The sequence below is a fragment of the Novosphingobium sp. AP12 genome, from assembly GCF_000281975.1.
Taxonomy (GTDB): domain Bacteria; phylum Pseudomonadota; class Alphaproteobacteria; order Sphingomonadales; family Sphingomonadaceae; genus Novosphingobium.
The window spans coordinates 58,210-76,190 of sequence record NZ_AKKE01000069.1; the positions used below are offsets into that span (position 1 = coordinate 58,210).

The following is a 17,981-nucleotide window of genomic DNA, read 5'->3' on the forward strand; positions in this document are numbered from 1 at the left end:
TGTGGAAAGGCGGCGCCCGGTCGTTGGTCGCTGCCCGCGCCGCGCCTAGGCTGGTGCCATGCTCACCTTGCGCAACCTCCTCGGCCTCACGCTCGCGGCCTCGCTCGCCGGCTGCGGGGGCGGGGTGAAGTACCGACCGGTGAGCGACGTGCCGGTCCGCATCGGCCCGCCCTACAAGGTGCGCGGCGCGACTTACGTGCCCGCCGCCCAGCCCACTTACGACATGCTCGGCTATGCGACGTGGTACGGGGGCGAGAGCGGCAACCAGGTCGCCAACGGCGAGCGCTTCCGCCCCGACTGGGTCACGGCCGCGCACACGACCCTGCCGCTGCCGAGCTATGTCGAGGTCACCGCGCTCGACACCGGCCGCCGCATCCTGGTGCGTGTCAACGACCGCGGGCCCTACGGCGATCCCACCCGCATCCTCGACCTGTCGAAAGGCGCGGCCCAGCAGCTCGGCGTGCGGGCAAAAGGCAAGGCGGCCGTGCGCGTGCGCGTGGTCGAGCCCGAGGAAAAGGACCGCGCCGCCCTGCGCAAGGGCAAGTCCGCCCGCGAACTCCCGCCGCTCCCCGCAAGCTCGCTCGCCAGCCTGCAGGCCCAGTTCGCGCGCGGGGTGGGCACGCGCTGAGGAACCCTGTGGGCGCCCCGGGCGTTATCTCCTCGAGAGGAGAAACGTCATGAATATCGGAGCCGAGATCCCCTTCCGCCGCAGCCGCTTCGCGCGTCTCACCGGATCGCTGATCTTCGACCGCCAGCGCAAGGAAAACGTGCGCGAAAACGAAGAGCACGCGGAGGAAATGCGCGTCTGGTCGAAGGGCCACTTCGTCCAGAACTGATCCCTACCCCAGCGACAATGCCCGCGCCCCCGGCTCCCCGAGCCAGCGGGCGGGGCATTTCCACACGCTCTCGATCACCTCGGACGAAAGTGCATGGACCGGCTCGCCGTCGGCTGCCAGTCGCCCGCCCTCCAGCACGATCACCCGGTCGGCGAAGTTCATCGCCGTCGCCAGGTCGTGCAGCACCAGCACCACGCCGCGCCCTCCGCGCGCCTGATCGCGGAAGCGACGCATCAACGCCATCGCATGAGCCAGGTCGAGATTGGCGAGCGGTTCGTCCGCCAGCAGCCACGGGGGCTGGGTGGCGAGCACGCGCGCCATCAGCGCCCGCGCCCGCTCACCGCCAGACAGGCGCGTTACCGGGCGGTCGCGGAACTGGTCGAGGTCCATGACATCGATCGCCTCCTCGATCGCCGCCCTGCCCTCGTCGGTGCGCTCGTCGCCCCATGGCAGGCGGCCGAGCGAGACGAGCACGTCCACCGTCACGTCCCACGCGACTTCGGGCGCCTGCGGAAGGTAGCCGATGCAGCGCGCACGTTCGGTGGCGGACACGTCGCGCAGCAGCCGGCCTCCCATCGCCGCGATCCCGCCGTCCGGCCTGACCAGCCCGGCGAGGCACGACAGCAGCGTGGACTTGCCCGCGCCGTTCGGCCCGCAGATCGCGGTCACCTCGCCCGAGTGGATGGCCAGGGTCAGGTCGGACAAGCGCCCCGCCAGCGTCAGGTCCACGACTTCGAGCCTCATGCCAGCCCCCGGCGCATGCGCAGCAGGAGCGCGAGGAAGAACGGCGCGCCCAGCAGGCTGAGCGCGATGCCCAGCCGCAGCTCGCCCCCGGTGAGCGGGAGCAGGCGGCACGCGCAGTCGGCGACCAGCAGCAGCAACGCTCCCGCCAGCGCGCTCGGCACCATGAGCGAGGACGGCCGCCGGTCGGTCAGCGGACGGACCAGATGCGGCACCATCAGCCCGACGAAGCCGATCACTCCCGCCACCGCCACGCCCGCGCCGACCGTCAGGCCGACGCCGACGATCATCAGCCACTGCAGTCGCCGGGGATCGAGCCCGAGCGAGCGCGCGGCGGCCTCGCCCAGGGTCAGCGCATCGAGCCCGCGCCCGGCGGCTAGCAGGACGGCCACGCCCGCCAGCGTCAGCGGCGCGGCGATGCCGACCTCGCGCCACGAACGGTCGGCCAGCGCGCCCATCAGCCACGTCACGATCTCGCTCATCGCGAAGGGCGTGGGCGAAAGGCTGATGGCGAGGCTCGTCAGCGCACCGGCGAGGCTGGCGATCATCAGGCCGGCCATGGTGAACAGCGCGATCCCGCCCTCGCGCCCGGCGATCAGCGCCAGCAGCGCCATCGCTCCGCCCGCGCCGACGAGCGCGAAGACCGGCAGCAACCAGACCGAGGCGGAATAGCCGGTCCAGAAACTCAGCACCGCGCCCAGCGCCGCGCCGGGCGCGATGCCGAACAGTCCCGGATCGGCGAGCGGATTGCGCAGGTATCCCTGCATCGCCGCGCCCGAGACGCCCAGCCCCGCCCCGATCACCAGCGCCAGCGCCGCGCGCGGCAGGCGCAGTTCGAACAGGATCAGCATGGCGTTGCGGGTCGAAGGCGCGAAGGGGTCGATCCATACGCGCCCTGCCAGCAACGACAGCGGTATCGCAAGCACCAGCGCGGCGATCAGGAACAGGATGAGGCGTCGGTTCAAGGCTGGGCCTCTGGCGTGTGCGGGAGGGGCGGGTTTTCGGTGTGTACGTGCGTGAGGACCGAGCTACCCGCAGGTGCGGCGCGTGCCGGAGCGTGTCCGCCCAGCCCCGCGCGCACCTGCGCCAGCCGTGACAGCGCGCGCGGGATGGTCGGCCCGCCGCACCACAGCAGCGAGCTGTCGAGCGGGGCGCGGACCGTGCCCGTCAGGCGCTTCAGCGCGGGATGGCGCAGCATGCGGTCCTCCTCGGCGGCCGGCGAGCCCACGGTGAAGATCACGCGCGGCGGATCGGCCAGCACGCGCTCGAGCGGCAGGTAGTCCGCCTGGGCCAGCCCGCGCGCGGCGGCGGCGTTGACGAAGCCGGACCGGCCGAGCAGGTCGGCGACCAGCGTGCGCTCCCCCGCGACGATGCCGCCCGACTGCCAGATCAGCGCAGGGATCCGCGCGGAACCCGGCGCGGGCGCGGCGTCGTTCAGCGCGAGGTTGATGCGGCGGGTCAGCGCCTCGCCCGCCTTGCGGTTGCCGGTCAGCGCCGCGAGGCTGCGGACCTGCTCCAGCGCCTGCGGCACGTCGGAGGGGATCGGCTCCAGCACCACGCGCATGCCGAGGTCGCGCAGCGCCTGCGCGGTGGTGGGCGAGAGGAAGCTGCTCGCCACCACCACGTCCGGCTTGAGCGCGGCGATCTCCTCGACAGAGCCCGAGACTGCCGCGAACTGGCGAGCGCGGGTGATGTCCATCGAGGTCGCGGACGGATCATGGCTGTAGTGCGAGATCGCCAGCAGCTGCCCCGGCGCTGCCACTTCGGCCAGCACCGCGTCGGTGCAGGGGTTGAGCGACACGATGCGCGGACGCGAGGCATCGACGACGGGACCGCCCGGCCCGCAGGCCGCGAGCGCCAGAGTGAGTGCCATCGCACCCCGCCTCGTCATTCCCGCGAAGAAACGACGAGGATTTCGGTGGCATGGCTGCCGTGACGGTAGACGATCGGCCGCCGCCCTCTGCGCGAGAAAGGCGGCCTGGGTCGGCCCTGTGACGACCGACCCTGCCTTCACATCTTCACGCGAACGCCGGCGTAGGCCGAGCGGCCCGGCGTGCCGTAGGTCCGCACCACTTCGTAGTGCTCGTCGAACAGGTTCTCGACCCGGCCGTAGACCTCTACGTTGTCGGTGACCTCGAACGCGCCGCGCAGGCCGACGACGACGTTGCCGCCGACGTACTGCGTGTTGGCGGTGTCGTCATAACGCCCGCCGCCGACGCGCAGGTCGGCGCCGAGCTTGAGGCCCAGCTCCCACGCCTTGTCGATGCTGGCGTATAGGTTGGTGCGCGGCCGGCGGGCAAGGCGGGCCCCGGTCAGCTCGTTGGTGGCATCGAGGTAGGTGGCGGCGATGTTGACGTCGAAGCCTTCCCAGTTGGTGACCTGCATGCCCAGTTCCACGCCCTGCGCCCGTGCGCGCCCGACGTTGTAGTAGTTGAACTGCGTCAGGTCGTAGTCGATCAGGTTTTTGGTCTTCCTGTCGAAGTAAGTCACCGTGAACGCACCGGTTCCCTGCGCGAAGGGCAGTTCCACGCCGGCGTCCCAGCTCTTCGAGGTCTCGGGATCGAGCGCGCGGAAACCGGCGTTGCTGTAGAGCTGGTAGAGCGACGGCGCCTTGAAGCCCTCGCCGTAGCTGGCGCGCAGGATCGGGGCCTCGTCGCCCTCGCCGATCACCCAGGCGCCGTTGGCGGCGAAGCTGGTCTTGTGGCCGAAGTCCGCGTTGTCGTCGTAGCGCAGGCCGCCGTTCAGCGTGAGGCCCGTCAGCGGGCGCACCGTGAGGTTGCCGTAGTAGCTGTCGATCGAGGTCGAGTCCTTCGAACCGAAGTTGTCGTCGAACTTCTGCTTCTCGGTCTCGGCGCCGAGCTGGACGCTGGCCATCTCGATCGGGGCGAAGGACAGCTGGCCTTCGAAGCGCTCGGTGCGCCCGTTGGTCTCGTAGGGACCGAACACCGCGTCGTCCGAGATCCGGTTGGTGTCGTTGATGCCGTAGCCGATCCGCGCCGAAAGCCGGTCCTCGAGACCCGAATAGCGCACGTTGGCATAGCCCAGCGTATCGCGCTTGCGGCCGACGTTGAGCGCATCGGCGCCGGTGTTGTCGTAGTCGTAGTTCGCCTTGGTATAGAAGCCGCCGGCATCGACCGAAAGGCCCTGCGCCAGCTCGACCTCGGCGCGCGCATTGGCCGACTTGCTCTCGAAGCCGTCCTTCTCGGTGGCGCCGCGGTCCTCGTTGAAGGCGGAGTAGCCGTCGCCCTTGAGCCAGTTGCCGCCCAGCGTCAGGCCGACGGGGCCGACGAGGCCGGCGGCGGAGGCGCTCACGTTCCTGCGGTCGCGCCAGCCGTATTCGGCCTGACCGCGCGCGGTCCACTGCTCGGTCGGGCGCGCGGTGATGAAGTTGATGACGCCGCCGATCGCGCGGCTGCCCCACAGCACGCCCGACGATCCGCGCACGACCTCGACGCGGTCGAACTGGCCGATGGTGAGCGCGCCGAAGTCGAAGCCGCCGCCGACGTCGCCCGGATCGTTGATGCGCACGCCGTCGATCAGAACGAGGCTCTGCGAATTCTCGGCGCCGCGGATGAACACGCTGGAGGGCTGGCCGAAGCCGCCCGACTGCACGACGGTCACGCCGGGGAGGCGCGCCAGCACGTCGGTCGCGGTGGTGGCCTGCGTACGCTCGATCTGGTCGCGGGTGACGATGCTGACCGACTGGCCGATCTCGGTGACGGGCGTGGGCTCGCGAGTCGGGGTGACGACGATATGGCCGCGGTCCATGCGGATGGCGGCGGGATCGCCCTCGTCGAACACGCCGGCCTCCTGCGCCATCGCGGGAGTGCTCACCGCCAGCGCGGTGCCGAGCAGAAACAGGTACTTCATGTGGTCTTCCTCCGAACCTTGAACGTGTCTCGCCGTTCATGGCGGAGGCCTCGCGCGCCCCTCATGGCACGCGGACCCGCTGCACCCGGAACACCCCGTCCGGCTGCGGAACGACCGTCTCTGGGCAGGTCTCCTGGCTCCCGGATCATCGCCCGCCCCCGCCTTCCCAGCCGAAAACGGCCAGTGGCGCGATGGAGACGGGCTCTCCGGTCACAGTTGCGGGGGCAGCGCCGGCAGTTGCGGCCGGCTTCCCTCTTAGGCCCGGCAAACCGGGCACCCATGACGTGAGAGCGCCGATAGTGCGGAGTTGCGTGACTTGCAAGCAAGCCGTCATCCCTGCGCAGGCACGCAATTTCTTAAGCCCTTAAGCGTAGAGGCGTGTCTTGTACCGCAACGGGACGGCGACGAATGGCGGGGTGCGCGCTGCGTGCCTTCCGGTATGGCCCGGTGCTGCAGTACTGCGCCTTCTGAACGACTGGAACCGAGTGCCCCCTTCCCCCGCCTCTTCCCTGCTCCCGGCCGCTCCGGCGGACGCGCGCGGATTCGAAGGCTGGGAACGCCCGCGCGACTTCTCGGGCCGTTTCGCTCGCACCGCGCGAGGGATCGGGCACCACGGGGTAAAGCTCCATCGCCGCTGGACGCTGGCGGTCACCGCGCTCGCCGCCGTGGCCCTGCCCGCCTTCGCCGCGCCCGACCGTTTCGTCATCGCCGACGCCGTGACGCCGGAAACCCCCGTCTCGCCGATGCCCTTCGAGCAGGCCGGCGCGAGCTTCCCCGGCTCGGCATTCTATTACCTCGACAGCGAAGTCCCGCCCCTGCGCGTGGGCGAGGGCATCCATTCCGACGCGGACGACGTGGTGTCCGGCCCCGGCCCGATCGCCCGGGCCTTCCGCATCGACAACTCCGGCGTCGATCGCACCCGCGCGCTCCAATGCCTGACCGCCGCGATCTACTACGAAGCCGCGAGCGAGGCCGATGCCGGCCAGCGCGCGGTGGCGCAGGTCGTGCTCAACCGCGTCGCCCACCCCAGCTATCCCAAGACCGTCTGCGGCGTCGTCTACCAGGGATCCGAGCGGCCCACCGGCTGCCAGTTCTCGTTCACCTGCGACGGCGCACTGGCCCGCCATCCGCAGCGGCTGTTCTGGGACCGCGCTGAGGATGTCGCCCGCGCCGCGCTCGCCGGCTACGTCTATGCGCCGGTCGGCCTCGCCACGCATTACCACACGGTCCAGGTCAGCCCTTACTGGGCGCCGAGCCTCAACTACCTCGGTACCATCGGCGCGCACCGGTTCTACGCCCTGCGCGGCGCGGCAGGCAGCCCGGCGACCTTCCGCTACGCCTACCTCGGCGGCGAGCCGGTGGCAGCGCCCCACCGCCGCGACGACAGTTCCAGCGCCGCCGCAGCCGCCGCCGCGCTCGACCCGCTGGCCGTCCAGCGCGCTTTCGGCCTCACCGAGACCAAGGCCAGCGCAGCGCCCGCACCGCAGGCGGCGGCCACGGCCACGCCGGTATACTCGGCGGAAGTCACCCAGCGCGGCGGCGAATCCCTCTACCGCGCGCAGAACCTGCCCGCCTCGCAAGGCATCAAGGCGGAGTACGCCAACTCCGGGCAATGGATAGCAAACCCGCAAAATTGACGATCAATCGATGGCAAATGGGTATCCCGGGGAAAGCCCCTAGGGGTCATGGTCAAGATTTAAGCAACCAAGTCCTCTCATGATGGATTAGCGCCTTCCTGCTAGGAAAGGCGTCAAGCAACGACCGCGAACAAAGAGGCCCACCGAACATGACCATCCGTTTTGCCGCCGCCTGGGGCGGAACGACCCCGGTCCTTTCGCGCTCGCTGTGCCTCGGCGCCCCGCTCGGCGCGAGCAACGACAATCCGCTCTCGGCGCGCCGCCTCGCTCTCCACGCGGTGCCGTCCGCGCCCGAAGCCGAACTCGACGCGGGCCTTGCGGCCGCGCTGATGCACTTCGCCCGCCACGGCCTGTCCGCTGCCACCCAGGCCCGCGACGAGGCGCTCGCCGCGCACGCCTCGGGCGACGTCGAGGCCAGTGTCCATTGGCTCGACATCTGCCGCCGGCTGGACCGCCGCATGGCCAGGGCCGCCGAGCGCCGCCTGGGCGCGTAAGCTCCTAGTGGGACGCGGATAGAGCCCGCCCGTATCCGGCAGTCGACGAGTCGCGCCAGAGAGGGCTTGCCTCCTCCCGCGCGATGCCCGAAATCTCTCGCGCAGAGTCTCCGGCCGCCGCCCTTACCCCTCCGCACTGCAAAAAGAGGGCCGATTTTCCGCCGATTACGCACCCTATTGCAATTGCGAACTATTATCACTTAAAAGTGCGCCGATCCATGCGCCAGCAACCCTTTGTCGGTTGCAATGTCGTGCCCGGGGGCGTAGGGCCGGCTCCGCAAACCCGGCGTCTGCCTTCTGCGGGATTGAAAGCAGGCCGCCTTGAAGTCCGGACAATCCCGCCACTGGGAAGGACAAGCACGGATCATGGCTCGTAAGAAGATTGCCCTCATCGGCGCAGGCAACATCGGTGGCACTCTCGCTCACCTCGCCGCGCAGAAGGAACTGGGCGATATCGTCCTGTTCGACGTCGCTGAAGGCCTGCCGCAGGGCAAGGCGCTCGACCTGTCGCAGTGCGGCCCGGTCGAAGGCTTCGACGCCGCCATCACGGGCACCAACGACTACGCCGACATCGCCGGCGCCGACGTCATCATCGTCACCGCCGGTGTCGCCCGCAAGCCCGGCATGAGCCGCGACGACCTGCTGGGCATCAACCTCAAGGTGATGAAGTCGGTCGGCGAAGGCATCGCCGCCAACGCACCCGACGCTTTCGTGATCTGCATCACCAACCCGCTCGACGCGATGGTCTGGGCGCTGCGCGAATTCTCGGGTCTCCCGCACAACAAGGTCGTCGGCATGGCCGGCGTGCTCGACTCGGCGCGCTTCTCGACCTTCCTCGCTTGGGAGTTCGGCGTCTCGGTCCGTGACGTCACCAGCTTCGTCCTCGGCGGCCACGGCGACACCATGGTCCCCGTCGTCGAGTACTCGACGATCAAGGGCATCCCGGTTCCCGACCTCATCAAGATGGGCCGCTCCACGCAGGAGCGCATGGACGCCATCGTGAAGCGCACCGCCAACGGCGGCGGCGAGATCGTCGGCCTGCTGAAGACCGGCTCGGCCTTCTACGCGCCCGCCGCCTCGGCGATCGCCATGGCTGAATCGTACCTCGACGACCAGAAGCGCATCCTGCCCTGCGCCGCGAACCTGACCGGCCAGTACGGCGTCGACAACCTCTACGTCGGCGTGCCCGTCGTGATCGGCGCCGGCGGCGTCGAGCAGGTCATCGAGATCGAACTGACCGAGCAGGCCAAGGCCGGCCTCCAGGTCTCGATCGACGCGGTCAAGGAACTGCTGGTGGCCTGCAAGGCCATCGACGGCTCGCTCGCCTAAGGAAGTTAATTCGCATCCCCCCGTCATCCCGGCGTAGGCCGGGACCCAGCCTGCAAAAAATGCCGCGGAGCGACTTTCTTTGTTGAGCTGGGCCCCGGCCTTCGCCGGGGTGACGGGAAAGGGACGCACCATTTGCTGGAGAAGCACGGCACTGTCTACATCATGGCCAGCCAGCGCAACGGAACGCTCTATATCGGCGTCACCAGCGATCTGCGCGGCCGGGTGTGGCAACACAAGGAAGGCACTTTCGACGGTTTCACGAAGAAATACGGCTGCAAACACCTTGTATGGTATGCCGTGTTCGATCGCGTCGAAGATGCCATCCGCCGTGAAAAGCAGATGAAGGAATGGCGACGCGCCTGGAAGCTGCGCATCGTCGAGGAAATGAACCCCGACTGGAACGACCTGTTCGAGTCGATTTTTTGACTGGCCCCCGGCCGTTGTTTCACTGGATCCCGGCCATCGCCGGGATCACGGAAAAGGTAGGAATCGATGTCGATCCTCATTGACAAGAATACCAAGGTCATCACGCAGGGCATGACCGGCGCGACCGGCACGTTCCACACCGAGCAGGCGCTGGCCTACGGCACGCAGATGGTCGCGGGCGTCACTCCCGGCAAGGGCGGCACGACCCACATCGGCCTGCCCAACTACAACACGGTCGCCGAAGCCAAGGCCGCCACCGGCGCCTCGGCCACCTGCATCTACGTTCCGCCGCCGTTCGCCGCCGACTCGATCCTCGAGGCGATCGACGCCGAGATGGAACTGATCGTCTGCATCACCGAGGGCATCCCCGTCCTCGACATGGTCCGCGTCAAGCGCGCGCTCTCGGGTTCCAAGTCGCGCCTCATCGGCCCGAACTGCCCCGGCGTCCTGACCCCCGGCGAGTGCAAGATCGGCATCATGCCCGGTTCGATCTTCTCCAAGGGTTCGGTGGGTGTTGTTTCGCGCTCGGGCACGCTTACCTATGAAGCCGTGTTCCAGACCACCAACGCCGGCCTCGGCCAGACCACCGCGGTCGGCATCGGCGGCGACCCGGTCAACGGCACCAACTTCATCGACGTCCTCGAACTGTTCCTGGCCGACGACGCCACCCAGTCGATCATCATGATCGGCGAGATCGGCGGCTCGGCCGAAGAAGAAGCGGCGCAGTTCCTCAAGGACGAAGCCAAGCGCGGCCGCAAGAAGCCCATGGCGGGCTTCATCGCCGGCCGCACGGCGCCTCCGGGCCGCCGCATGGGCCACGCGGGCGCGATCGTCTCGGGCGGCCAGGGCGGCGCCGAGGACAAGATCGCGGCGATGGAAGAAGCCGGCATCAAGGTGTCGTCCTCGCCCTCGCTGCTCGGCGAAACCCTTGTGGAACGCCTCAAGGAACTCGCCTGAATTCAGGCGCCCGGCGCGCGGCGCGGGTTCCTCGGAACCCTGCCGCCGCCGGGCACTTACGACGATACGCGCCGGGCATACGGCCCGGGCGCGGCACTACCCAAGCGGACTTTCGGTCCTTCCTCCCCGGGAACCGTCGGCTCCGCGAACACAGGACAACGCCGGGACAAGTCCGTCCGGCGTGGCGATAGGTGATTCCTATGGGCGACGAGAGTTTCGAATTCACCCCCGACATGGGACTCGAGGAGCCCCAGGCCGGCCCGAGCTGGCAGCCCCGCAACTGGCCCCTCGTCGGCGGTGACGCCGAGGACGACTGGACCCAGGGCCTCGACCCGACGGCCCTCAAGGCCGAGGTGGCCAAGGCCGCCGCGAAGGGCGGCGCCAAGGTCGATCAATCCCGCATAGACGAAGCCGCGGCCGACGCCATCCGCGCGATGACGCTGATCCGCACATATCGCGTGCGCGGTCACCTCGCGGCGGACCTCGACCCGCTCGGCCTCAACCAGCGCCAGCTTCCGGCGGACCTCACGCCCGAGTACCACGGCTTCACGGGCGCCGCGAAGGACCGCAAGATCTACGTCGGCGGCACCCTCGGCCTCGAGTGGGCGACGGTCACCGAGATCGTCCAGATCCTGCGCGCCAACTACTGCGGCAAGGTCGGCCTCGAATACATGCACATCGCGGACGTGGAGGAGCGCCGCTTCCTCCAGGACCGCATGGAAGGCGCGAACAAGGAAATCGAGTTCACGCCCGAAGGCAAGAAGGCGATCCTGCAGGCCGTCGTGCGCGGCGAGCAGTACGAGAAGTTCCTCGGCAAGAAGTACGTCGGCACCAAGCGCTTCGGCCTGGACGGCGGCGAGTCGATGATCCCCGCGCTGGAGGCCGTCATCAAGTACGGCGGCCAGCTCGGCGTGAAGGAGATCGTCTACGGCATGGCCCACCGCGGCCGCCTGAACGTCCTCGCGAACGTCCTCGCCAAGCCCTACAAGGTCATCTTCCACGAGTTCTCGGGCGGCACCGCCAATCCCGAGGACGTGGGCGGCTCGGGCGACGTGAAGTACCACCTCGGCACTTCGGCCGACCGTGAGTTCGACGGCATCAAGGTCCACATGAGCCTGATGCCCAACCCCTCGCACCTCGAAACCGTCGACCCGGTCGTGCTCGGCAAGGTCCGCGCCTACCAGGTGATCGCCGACGACATCGGCGACGACGTGGGTCCCGGCGGCAAGCACAACCAGGTCCTCCCCGTACTCATCCACGGCGACGCGGCCTTCGCCGGCCAGGGCATCATCTGGGAGTGCTTCGGCCTCTCGGGCGTGAAGGGCTACAACACCGGCGGCTGCATCCACTTCATCATCAACAATCAGATCGGCTTCACGACGAGCCCGCAGTTCGCGCGCAACTCGCCGTATCCCTCGGACGTCGCCAAGGGCGTCCAGGCGCCGATCCTGCACGTCAACGGCGATGACCCGGCGGCCGTGACCTTCGCCTGCAAGCTGGCGATCGACTACCGCCAGACCTTCCACCGCGACATCGTGATCGACATGTGGTGCTACCGCCGCTTCGGCCACAACGAGGGCGACGAGCCCGGCTTCACGCAGCCGCTGATGTACGCCAAGATCCGCCAGCACCCGCCGGTCAGCAAGATCTACGCCGACCGCCTGAAGGGCGAAGGCGTGATCGACGACGCCTTCCTGCCCCGCACCGAGGAAAGCTTCACCGCCCACCTCGAGGAGCAGTTCGAGGCGGCCAAGACCTACAAGGCCAACCAGGCCGACTGGTTCTCCGGCCAGTGGAGCGGCTTCCACAAGCCCGCCGACCCCGAGACCGCGCGCCGCAACGTCGACACCAAGATCGAACCCAAGCTGTTCGAGAGCCTGGGCCGCACGCTGACGACGGTTCCGGAAGGCCTCACCGTCCACAAGACGCTGGCCCGCGTGCTCGCCGCCAAGGAAGAGATGTTCAAGTCGGGCGAAGGCTTCGACTGGGCGACGGCGGAGGCGCTCGCCTTCGGCAGCCTCGTCACCGAGGGCTACGGCGTTCGCCTGTCGGGCCAGGACTGCGGCCGCGGCACCTTCTCGCAGCGCCACGCCGTCTGGACCGACCAGACCGACGAGCACAAGTACACCCCCCTCACCACGCTGCCGCACGGCCGCTTCGAGGTGCTGGACTCCACGCTCTCGGAATACGGCGTGCTCGGCTTCGAGTACGGCTACGCCAGCGCCGACCCCAAGACCATGGTGCTGTGGGAAGCGCAGTTCGGCGATTTCGCCAACGGCGCGCAGATCATCATCGACCAGTACGTCGCCTCGGCCGAATCCAAGTGGCTGCGCGCGAACGGCCTCGTCATGCTGCTGCCCCACGGTTACGAAGGCCAGGGTCCTGAGCACTCGTCGGCGCGCCTGGAACGCTACCTGCAGCTCTGCGCGCAGGACAACATCCAGGTCTGCAACATCACCAGCCCGGCGAACTACTTCCACGTCCTGCGCCGGCAGATGCACCGTCCGTTCCGCAAGCCGCTGATCATCATGACCCCCAAGTCGCTGCTCCGCCATCCGCTGGCGAAGTCGTCGGCGGCGGAGTTCATCGACGGCGACTTCAAGCGCATCCTCTCCGATCCCCGTCCCTCGGCGGACGCGGAAACGAAGAAGGTCATCCTGTGCTCGGGCAAGGTCTTCTACGACCTGCTCGAGGCGCGCGACGCGGCCGAGATCACCGATACCCAGATCATCCGCCTCGAGCAGCTCTACCCCTTCCCGGGCGAGCCGCTGTCCGAGCGTCTGTCGCGGATGCCGAACCTCGAGGAAATCGTCTGGTGCCAGGAAGAACCGCGCAACAACGGTTCGTGGTTCTTCGTCGATCCGCTGATCGAGGAAGCCGCCAAGGCAGCGGGCGTTTCGGCCCCGCGTCCACGCTACGCCGGCCGTTCCGCCTCGGCCTCGCCGGCCACCGGCCTCGCCAAGCGCCACACCGCCGAACAGGCGGCGCTGGTCGCCGACGCGCTACATCTTTCCGTCCGTTCCGAACTTCGTCGCAAGCAGAAGGCTTGAGATAAATCATGTCCACTGAAGTCAATGTCCCCACGCTCGGCGAGTCCGTCTCCGAAGCCACCATCGGCCAATGGCTGAAGCAGCCCGGCGAAGCCGTCGCTGCCGATGAAGCCATTGCCAGCCTCGAAACCGACAAGGTCGCGATCGACGTCATGGCGCCCCTCGCAGGCGTCATGGGCCAGCACATCGCCAAGGAAGGTGACACCGTCACCGTCGGCGCGCTGATCACCACGATCGAAGCCGGCTCGGGCGCTCCCGCAGCCGCCAAGCCCGCCGCCGCCCCGGCTGCCGCGCCAGCCGCTTCCGCTCCGGCTCCGGCTCCGACGCCCTCGCCCGCCCCGGCTGCCGCCACGACGGAAGAGGCTTCGGCAGGCGCATCGGTGCTGTCCCCGGCCGTGCGCCGCGCGATTCTCGAGCACGGCATCGATCCGGCCACCATCAAGGGCACCGGCAAGGACGGCCGCATCACCAAGGACGACGTCCTCGAAGCGGCCAAGAACAAGCCGGCTTCCGCCCCCGCGGCCGCCTCGGCGCCTGCTTCGGCCCCCGCCTCGGCGCGGAGCGAAGAGCGCGTCAAGATGACCCGCCTGCGCCAGACGATCGCCAAGCGCCTGAAGTCCGCGCAGGAAACCGCAGCCCTCCTCACCACCTTCAACGACGTCGACATGTCGGCCGTCATCGAGGCGCGCGAGAAGTACAAGGACGTGTTCCAGAAGAAGCACGGCATCAAGCTCGGCTTTATGTCGTTCTTCGCCAAGGCTTCGGTCCTGGCGCTCAAGGACATCCCGGCGGTCAACGCGCAGATGGACGGCGACGAGATCGTCTACCACGACTACGTCGACATCTCGATCGCGGTCTCGGCCCCGAACGGCCTCGTCGTCCCGGTCGTCAAGGACTGCGACAAGCTGGGCTTCGCGGGCATCGAGAAGGCCATCGCGGACTTCGGCAAGAAGGCCAAGGAAGGCAAGCTGACCATGGAAGACATGAAGGGCGGCACCTTCACGATCTCCAACGGCGGCGTGTTCGGCGGCCTGATGTCGACCCCGATCATCAACCCGCCGCAGTCGGCGGTGCTGGGCCTCCACCGCATCGAGGACCGCGCTGTCGTCCGCAACGGCGAGATCGTGATCCGCCCGATGATGTACATCGCCCTGTCCTACGACCACCGCATCATCGACGGCCGCGAGGCGGTCACCGCGCTCAAGACCATCAAGGAAGCGATCGAGGATCCCACCAGGCTCCTGATCGACCTCTGAGACGAAAAGCCCCGCCCGCCCACACCGGACGGGCGGGGTTTTCACTTGCGCTGAATTGACTATTTTCCGCTCGTGCCACCAAGTTGCGATGCACGAGCGTACGGAGGCCTGAACATGGCTGATTACGATTACGACGTCCTTGTCATCGGTTCCGGCCCCGGCGGCTACGTCGCGGCGATCCGCGCCGCGCAGCTGGGCCTCAAGACCGCCTGCGCCGAAGGGCGCGAGACGCTGGGCGGCACTTGCCTCAACGTCGGCTGCATCCCCTCCAAGGCCCTGCTCCACGCGTCGGAATACTTCGATGCGGCGAAGAACGGCGCGATGGCGGCGATGGGCATCAAGGTGACCCCCGAGCTGGACCTGGGCACCATGCAGGCCCAGCGCCTCGACGCGGTGAAGGGCCTGACCGGCGGCATCGAGTTCCTGTTCAAGAAGAACAAGATCGACTGGATCAAGGGCTACGCCACCTTCAAGGACGCCCACAGCGTCGAAGTCGCCGGCAAGACCGTGACCGCCAAGAACATCGTGATCGCCACCGGCTCGTCTGTCACCCCCCTCCCCGGCGTCGAGATCGACAATGCCGGCGGCGTGGTGGTGGATTCCACCGGCGCGCTGGAACTGACTTCGGTTCCGAAAAAGATGGTCGTCATCGGCGGCGGCGTGATCGGCCTTGAGCTTGGCTCGGTGTGGCGCCGCCTCGGCGCGGAAGTCATCGTGGTCGAATTCCTCGACCAGCTGCTCCCCGGCATGGACGGCGACGTCCGCCGCGAAGCCGCCAAGATCTTCAAGAAGCAGGGCATGACGCTCAAGCTCGGCACCAAGGTCACCGGCGTGACGGTCGAGGGCAAGACCGCGAAGGTCACCGTCGAGCCCGCCAAGGGCGGTGCCGCGGAAGTCATCGAAGCCGACGTCGTGCTCGTCTCGATTGGCCGCCGTCCCAACACCGAGGGCCTCGGCCTCGACAAGATCGGGCTGGAACTCAACCAGCGCGCCCAGATCGAGACCGACCATGACTTCGGCACCAAGGTCGACGGCGTCTGGGCCATCGGCGACGTCATCCCCGGCCCCATGCTCGCGCACAAGGCCGAGGACGAAGGCATCGCCGTAGCCGAGAACATCGCAGGGCTGACCGGCATCGTGAACCACGACGTCATCCCCGGCGTGGTCTACACCCAGCCCGAGTTCGCCGGCGTTGGCCTGACCGAGGAGGCCGCCAAGGAGCGCGGCGCCGTCAAGGTCGGCAAGTTCCCGATGCTCGCCAACTCGCGCGCCAAGACCAACCACGAGCCCGACGGCTTCGTGAAGGTCATCGCCGACGCCGAGACCGACCGCGTGCTCGGCGTGTGGTGCATCGCCTCGGTGGCCGGCACCATGATCGCCCAGGCCGCGCAGGCCATGGAGTTCGGCGCCACCAGCGAGGACATCGCCTACACCTGCCACGCTCACCCGACGCACTCCGAGGCGATCAAGGAAGCGGCGATGGCGGTCACCGGCAAGCCGATCCACATCTGATCGACTGTCGCTAGAGAACGGAAGGGCCGGCGTGAAAGCGCCGGCCCTTTTCGTTTGCACGGGGAAAGACCCTCTCCCGGAGCGCGGAAACTACCGATTGCCAGTGCCCCTTCCGGCGGGAACATCTGTTGCCTTGGAACACTTCGCCGCGCGGCGAATTTTCGCATGTCACAAGGCAATCCGGGGGCAACGCGGCAATGAGAACCAGACGATACGTCACCGCCGCGGCCCTGACCGCATCGCTGCTCACCCTGCCCGCCTGCCATCGGCGCGACGACGAGCCGCCGCCCCGCGCCCATGACGCGATCAAGGTCGATCCTCAGGCCTCGCTCATCACCGTGCCCATCCACGCCGACCTCGGCAACCTCGCCGCCGCGCTCGAGCGCGAAATCCCGCGCACGCTCTGGACCATCGACAAGCCCGGCCAGACCTGCGTGCCGTCGAAGTCCGTCGACATCGGCATCGCCAAGATCAAGACCCCCTCGCTCAAGTGCCGCATCGTCGGCGACGTGACGCGTGGCCCCCTGCGCTTCGCCGGCAAGGGCCGCGAGATCGTGCTCGACATGCCGCTCCACGCGGTCGTGCGCGCCGAAGACATCGGCGGCGTGCTCAAGCGCGAAACCGCCACCGCCGACGCCGTCGCCCATGCGGTGATCAACCTGACGCTGGCGCAGGACTGGAGCCCGCGCGGCACCGTGGACATACGCTACGGCTGGACCAACCGCCCGCACCTCGACTTCCTCGGCAAGCGCATCGACTTCACCGAACAGGCCGAGGAAAAGCTCGCGCCCGTCATCGCCCGCCTCGAGCGCGAACTGCCGGGCCAACTCGGCAAACTGGAGGTCCGCCGCCAGGTCGAGCGGGCGTGGAACTCCGCCTTCACGACGCTCTCGCTCAACCGCGACAACCCGCCGGTGTGGATGCGGGTGAGCCCGCGCGAACTGCAGTACGGCGGCTACGAACTCGACGGCAAGCGCCTCGTCCTGCGCCTCGGCGTCAAGGCGGTGACCGAAACCCGCGTCGGCGAGCGCCCCGCCGATCCCACGCCCACGCCGCTGCCGCCCGTCCGCCCGCTGGAGGCTGAAGCCGGCAGGCTCGCCTTCTTCATCCCGGTCGTCGCCGACTACGTCCAGCTCGAGCCGGTGCTGATGAAGGCGCTGCACAAGCGCTCGGCGCGGCCGTTCGAAGTGCCCGGCGTCGGGCCGGTCAAGGCGGATTTCCGCAAGGTGACGATCTACGGCACGCACGGCGGGCGTATCGCGGTGGGCGTCGAGTTCACCGCGACCGACCAGGCCGGCCGGGTCGGGACCACAAAGGGGACGGTGTGGATGACGGGCGTTCCGGTCAACGCCGACAACTCGCGCCGCATCGGTTTCGAGAACTTCGAGGTAAGCGGCACCACCGACATGACCGGCGGCAACCTCATCCTGCGCCTCGCCAACACACCGGGCATGGCGCACACGATCGCCGCCGCGCTCGCGCAGAATTTCGAGAACGACTACAACAAGCTGCTGGTCAAGATCGACCGCGCCATCGAGGACAAGCGCGAGGGCGACCTGCTCATCCGCGCCGAAGTCACCCGCACCCGCACGGGCCGCATCCGGGCGGCGGGCCAGGGCCTCTACCTGCCGGTCTGGGCGGACGGCACCGCGTCGATCACCGTCAAGCGCTAGCGCTTATTCGGGGAACAGGAACGTCAGGATCGCGCGGATGCCCCAGTCCGGGCCGCCTTGCGGCTTCTCCACGTAATAACGCCCGCCGATGCCCACCTGGACCCGCTGCTGTCCGATCTTGGTGAGCTGCGCCACGGTCACATTGATGGGCACGACCCATGTCTTGGTCTTCCAGTCGTAATACCAACGGCCCGATGCGG

15 protein-coding genes, 1 pseudogene and 1 riboswitch are annotated in these 17,981 nt (G+C 68.4%); of the genes and pseudogenes, 11 read left to right on the top strand and 5 right to left on the bottom strand.

Going from position 1 to position 17,981, the window contains the following annotated elements:
- Window positions 1–58: 58 nt before the first annotated feature.
- Window positions 59–628 carry a septal ring lytic transglycosylase RlpA family protein gene (locus PMI02_RS12325; protein ID WP_007683076.1) on the top strand — a complete coding sequence of 190 codons (570 nt, stop codon included), beginning with the start codon at window positions 59–61 and terminating at the stop codon, window positions 626–628.
- A gap of 49 nt (window positions 629–677) precedes the next feature.
- Entirely contained in the window at window positions 678–836 is a 159-nt protein-coding gene (locus PMI02_RS27600; protein ID WP_007683079.1) for a hypothetical protein, read from the top strand.
- Between the two features lie 3 nt (window positions 837–839).
- Here PMI02_RS27600 and PMI02_RS12330 read toward each other — a convergent pair whose 3' ends face one another.
- From PMI02_RS12330 to PMI02_RS12345, 4 genes are all read right to left on the bottom strand, one after another.
- Window positions 840–1,580 carry an ABC transporter ATP-binding protein gene (locus tag PMI02_RS12330; protein ID WP_007683080.1) on the bottom strand — a complete coding sequence of 247 codons (741 nt, stop codon included), beginning with the start codon at window positions 1,578–1,580 and terminating at the stop codon, window positions 840–842.
- Window positions 1,577–2,542: an iron ABC transporter permease gene (locus tag PMI02_RS12335; protein ID WP_007683082.1), complete on the bottom strand. Its 966-nt coding sequence runs from the start codon at window positions 2,540–2,542 to the stop codon at window positions 1,577–1,579. The genes PMI02_RS12330 and PMI02_RS12335 overlap by 4 nt, the downstream gene beginning before the upstream one ends.
- A complete protein-coding gene (locus PMI02_RS12340) occupies window positions 2,539–3,450 on the bottom strand; it encodes an ABC transporter substrate-binding protein (protein ID WP_007683084.1) in 912 nt (303 codons plus the stop codon). Before PMI02_RS12340 ends, PMI02_RS12335 begins: the two co-directional genes overlap by 4 nt.
- A 137-nt stretch (window positions 3,451–3,587) precedes the next feature.
- Window positions 3,588–5,447 (bottom strand): TonB-dependent siderophore receptor, encoded by a 1,860-nt coding sequence (locus PMI02_RS12345; protein WP_007683085.1) that lies wholly within the window; start codon window positions 5,445–5,447, stop codon window positions 3,588–3,590.
- A gap of 105 nt (window positions 5,448–5,552) precedes the next feature.
- A riboswitch (cobalamin riboswitch) is annotated at window positions 5,553–5,743 on the bottom strand.
- Between the two features lie 189 nt (window positions 5,744–5,932).
- Here PMI02_RS12345 and PMI02_RS12350 point away from each other — a divergent pair.
- The 9 genes from PMI02_RS12350 to PMI02_RS12390 all read left to right on the top strand — a co-directional run bounded on the left by PMI02_RS12350 (window position 5,933) and on the right by PMI02_RS12390 (window position 17,781).
- On the top strand, window positions 5,933–7,084 hold the full coding sequence (locus PMI02_RS12350) for a cell wall hydrolase (RefSeq protein WP_238539063.1): 1,152 nt from the start codon (window positions 5,933–5,935) through the stop codon (window positions 7,082–7,084).
- Between the two features lie 149 nt (window positions 7,085–7,233).
- On the top strand, window positions 7,234–7,578 hold the full coding sequence (locus PMI02_RS12355) for a hypothetical protein (protein ID WP_007683088.1): 345 nt from the start codon (window positions 7,234–7,236) through the stop codon (window positions 7,576–7,578).
- A gap of 366 nt (window positions 7,579–7,944) precedes the next feature.
- Complete coding sequence (gene mdh / locus PMI02_RS12360) at window positions 7,945–8,907, top strand: malate dehydrogenase (protein ID WP_007683090.1); 963 nt, start codon at window positions 7,945–7,947, stop codon at window positions 8,905–8,907.
- Window positions 8,908–9,042: 135 nt separating this feature from the next.
- The gene (locus tag PMI02_RS12365; protein WP_036503631.1) at window positions 9,043–9,333 is read left to right on the top strand and encodes a GIY-YIG nuclease family protein; all 291 of its coding nucleotides are present in this window, start codon (window positions 9,043–9,045) and stop codon (window positions 9,331–9,333) included.
- 66 nt (window positions 9,334–9,399) lie between these two features.
- Window positions 9,400–10,290, top strand: a complete 891-nt coding sequence (gene sucD / locus PMI02_RS12370) for a succinate--CoA ligase subunit alpha (RefSeq protein WP_007683096.1) — start codon at window positions 9,400–9,402, stop codon at window positions 10,288–10,290.
- 200 nt (window positions 10,291–10,490) lie between these two features.
- A complete protein-coding gene (locus PMI02_RS12375) occupies window positions 10,491–13,340 on the top strand; it encodes a 2-oxoglutarate dehydrogenase E1 component (RefSeq protein WP_007683098.1) in 2,850 nt (949 codons plus the stop codon).
- Between the two features lie 8 nt (window positions 13,341–13,348).
- Window positions 13,349–14,596: a 2-oxoglutarate dehydrogenase complex dihydrolipoyllysine-residue succinyltransferase gene (gene odhB, locus PMI02_RS12380; RefSeq protein ID WP_007683100.1), complete on the top strand. Its 1,248-nt coding sequence runs from the start codon at window positions 13,349–13,351 to the stop codon at window positions 14,594–14,596.
- A 114-nt stretch (window positions 14,597–14,710) separates the two neighbouring features.
- The gene (gene lpdA, locus PMI02_RS12385; protein ID WP_007683102.1) at window positions 14,711–16,108 is read left to right on the top strand and encodes a dihydrolipoyl dehydrogenase; all 1,398 of its coding nucleotides are present in this window, start codon (window positions 14,711–14,713) and stop codon (window positions 16,106–16,108) included.
- Window positions 16,109–16,305: 197 nt separating this feature from the next.
- Entirely contained in the window at window positions 16,306–17,781 is a 1,476-nt protein-coding gene (locus PMI02_RS12390) for a DUF4403 family protein (protein ID WP_007683106.1), read from the top strand.
- Between the two features lie 3 nt (window positions 17,782–17,784).
- Here PMI02_RS12390 and PMI02_RS12395 read toward each other — a convergent pair.
- A pseudogene (locus tag PMI02_RS12395) lies at window positions 17,785–17,981 on the bottom strand (hypothetical protein); the annotation flags it as partial.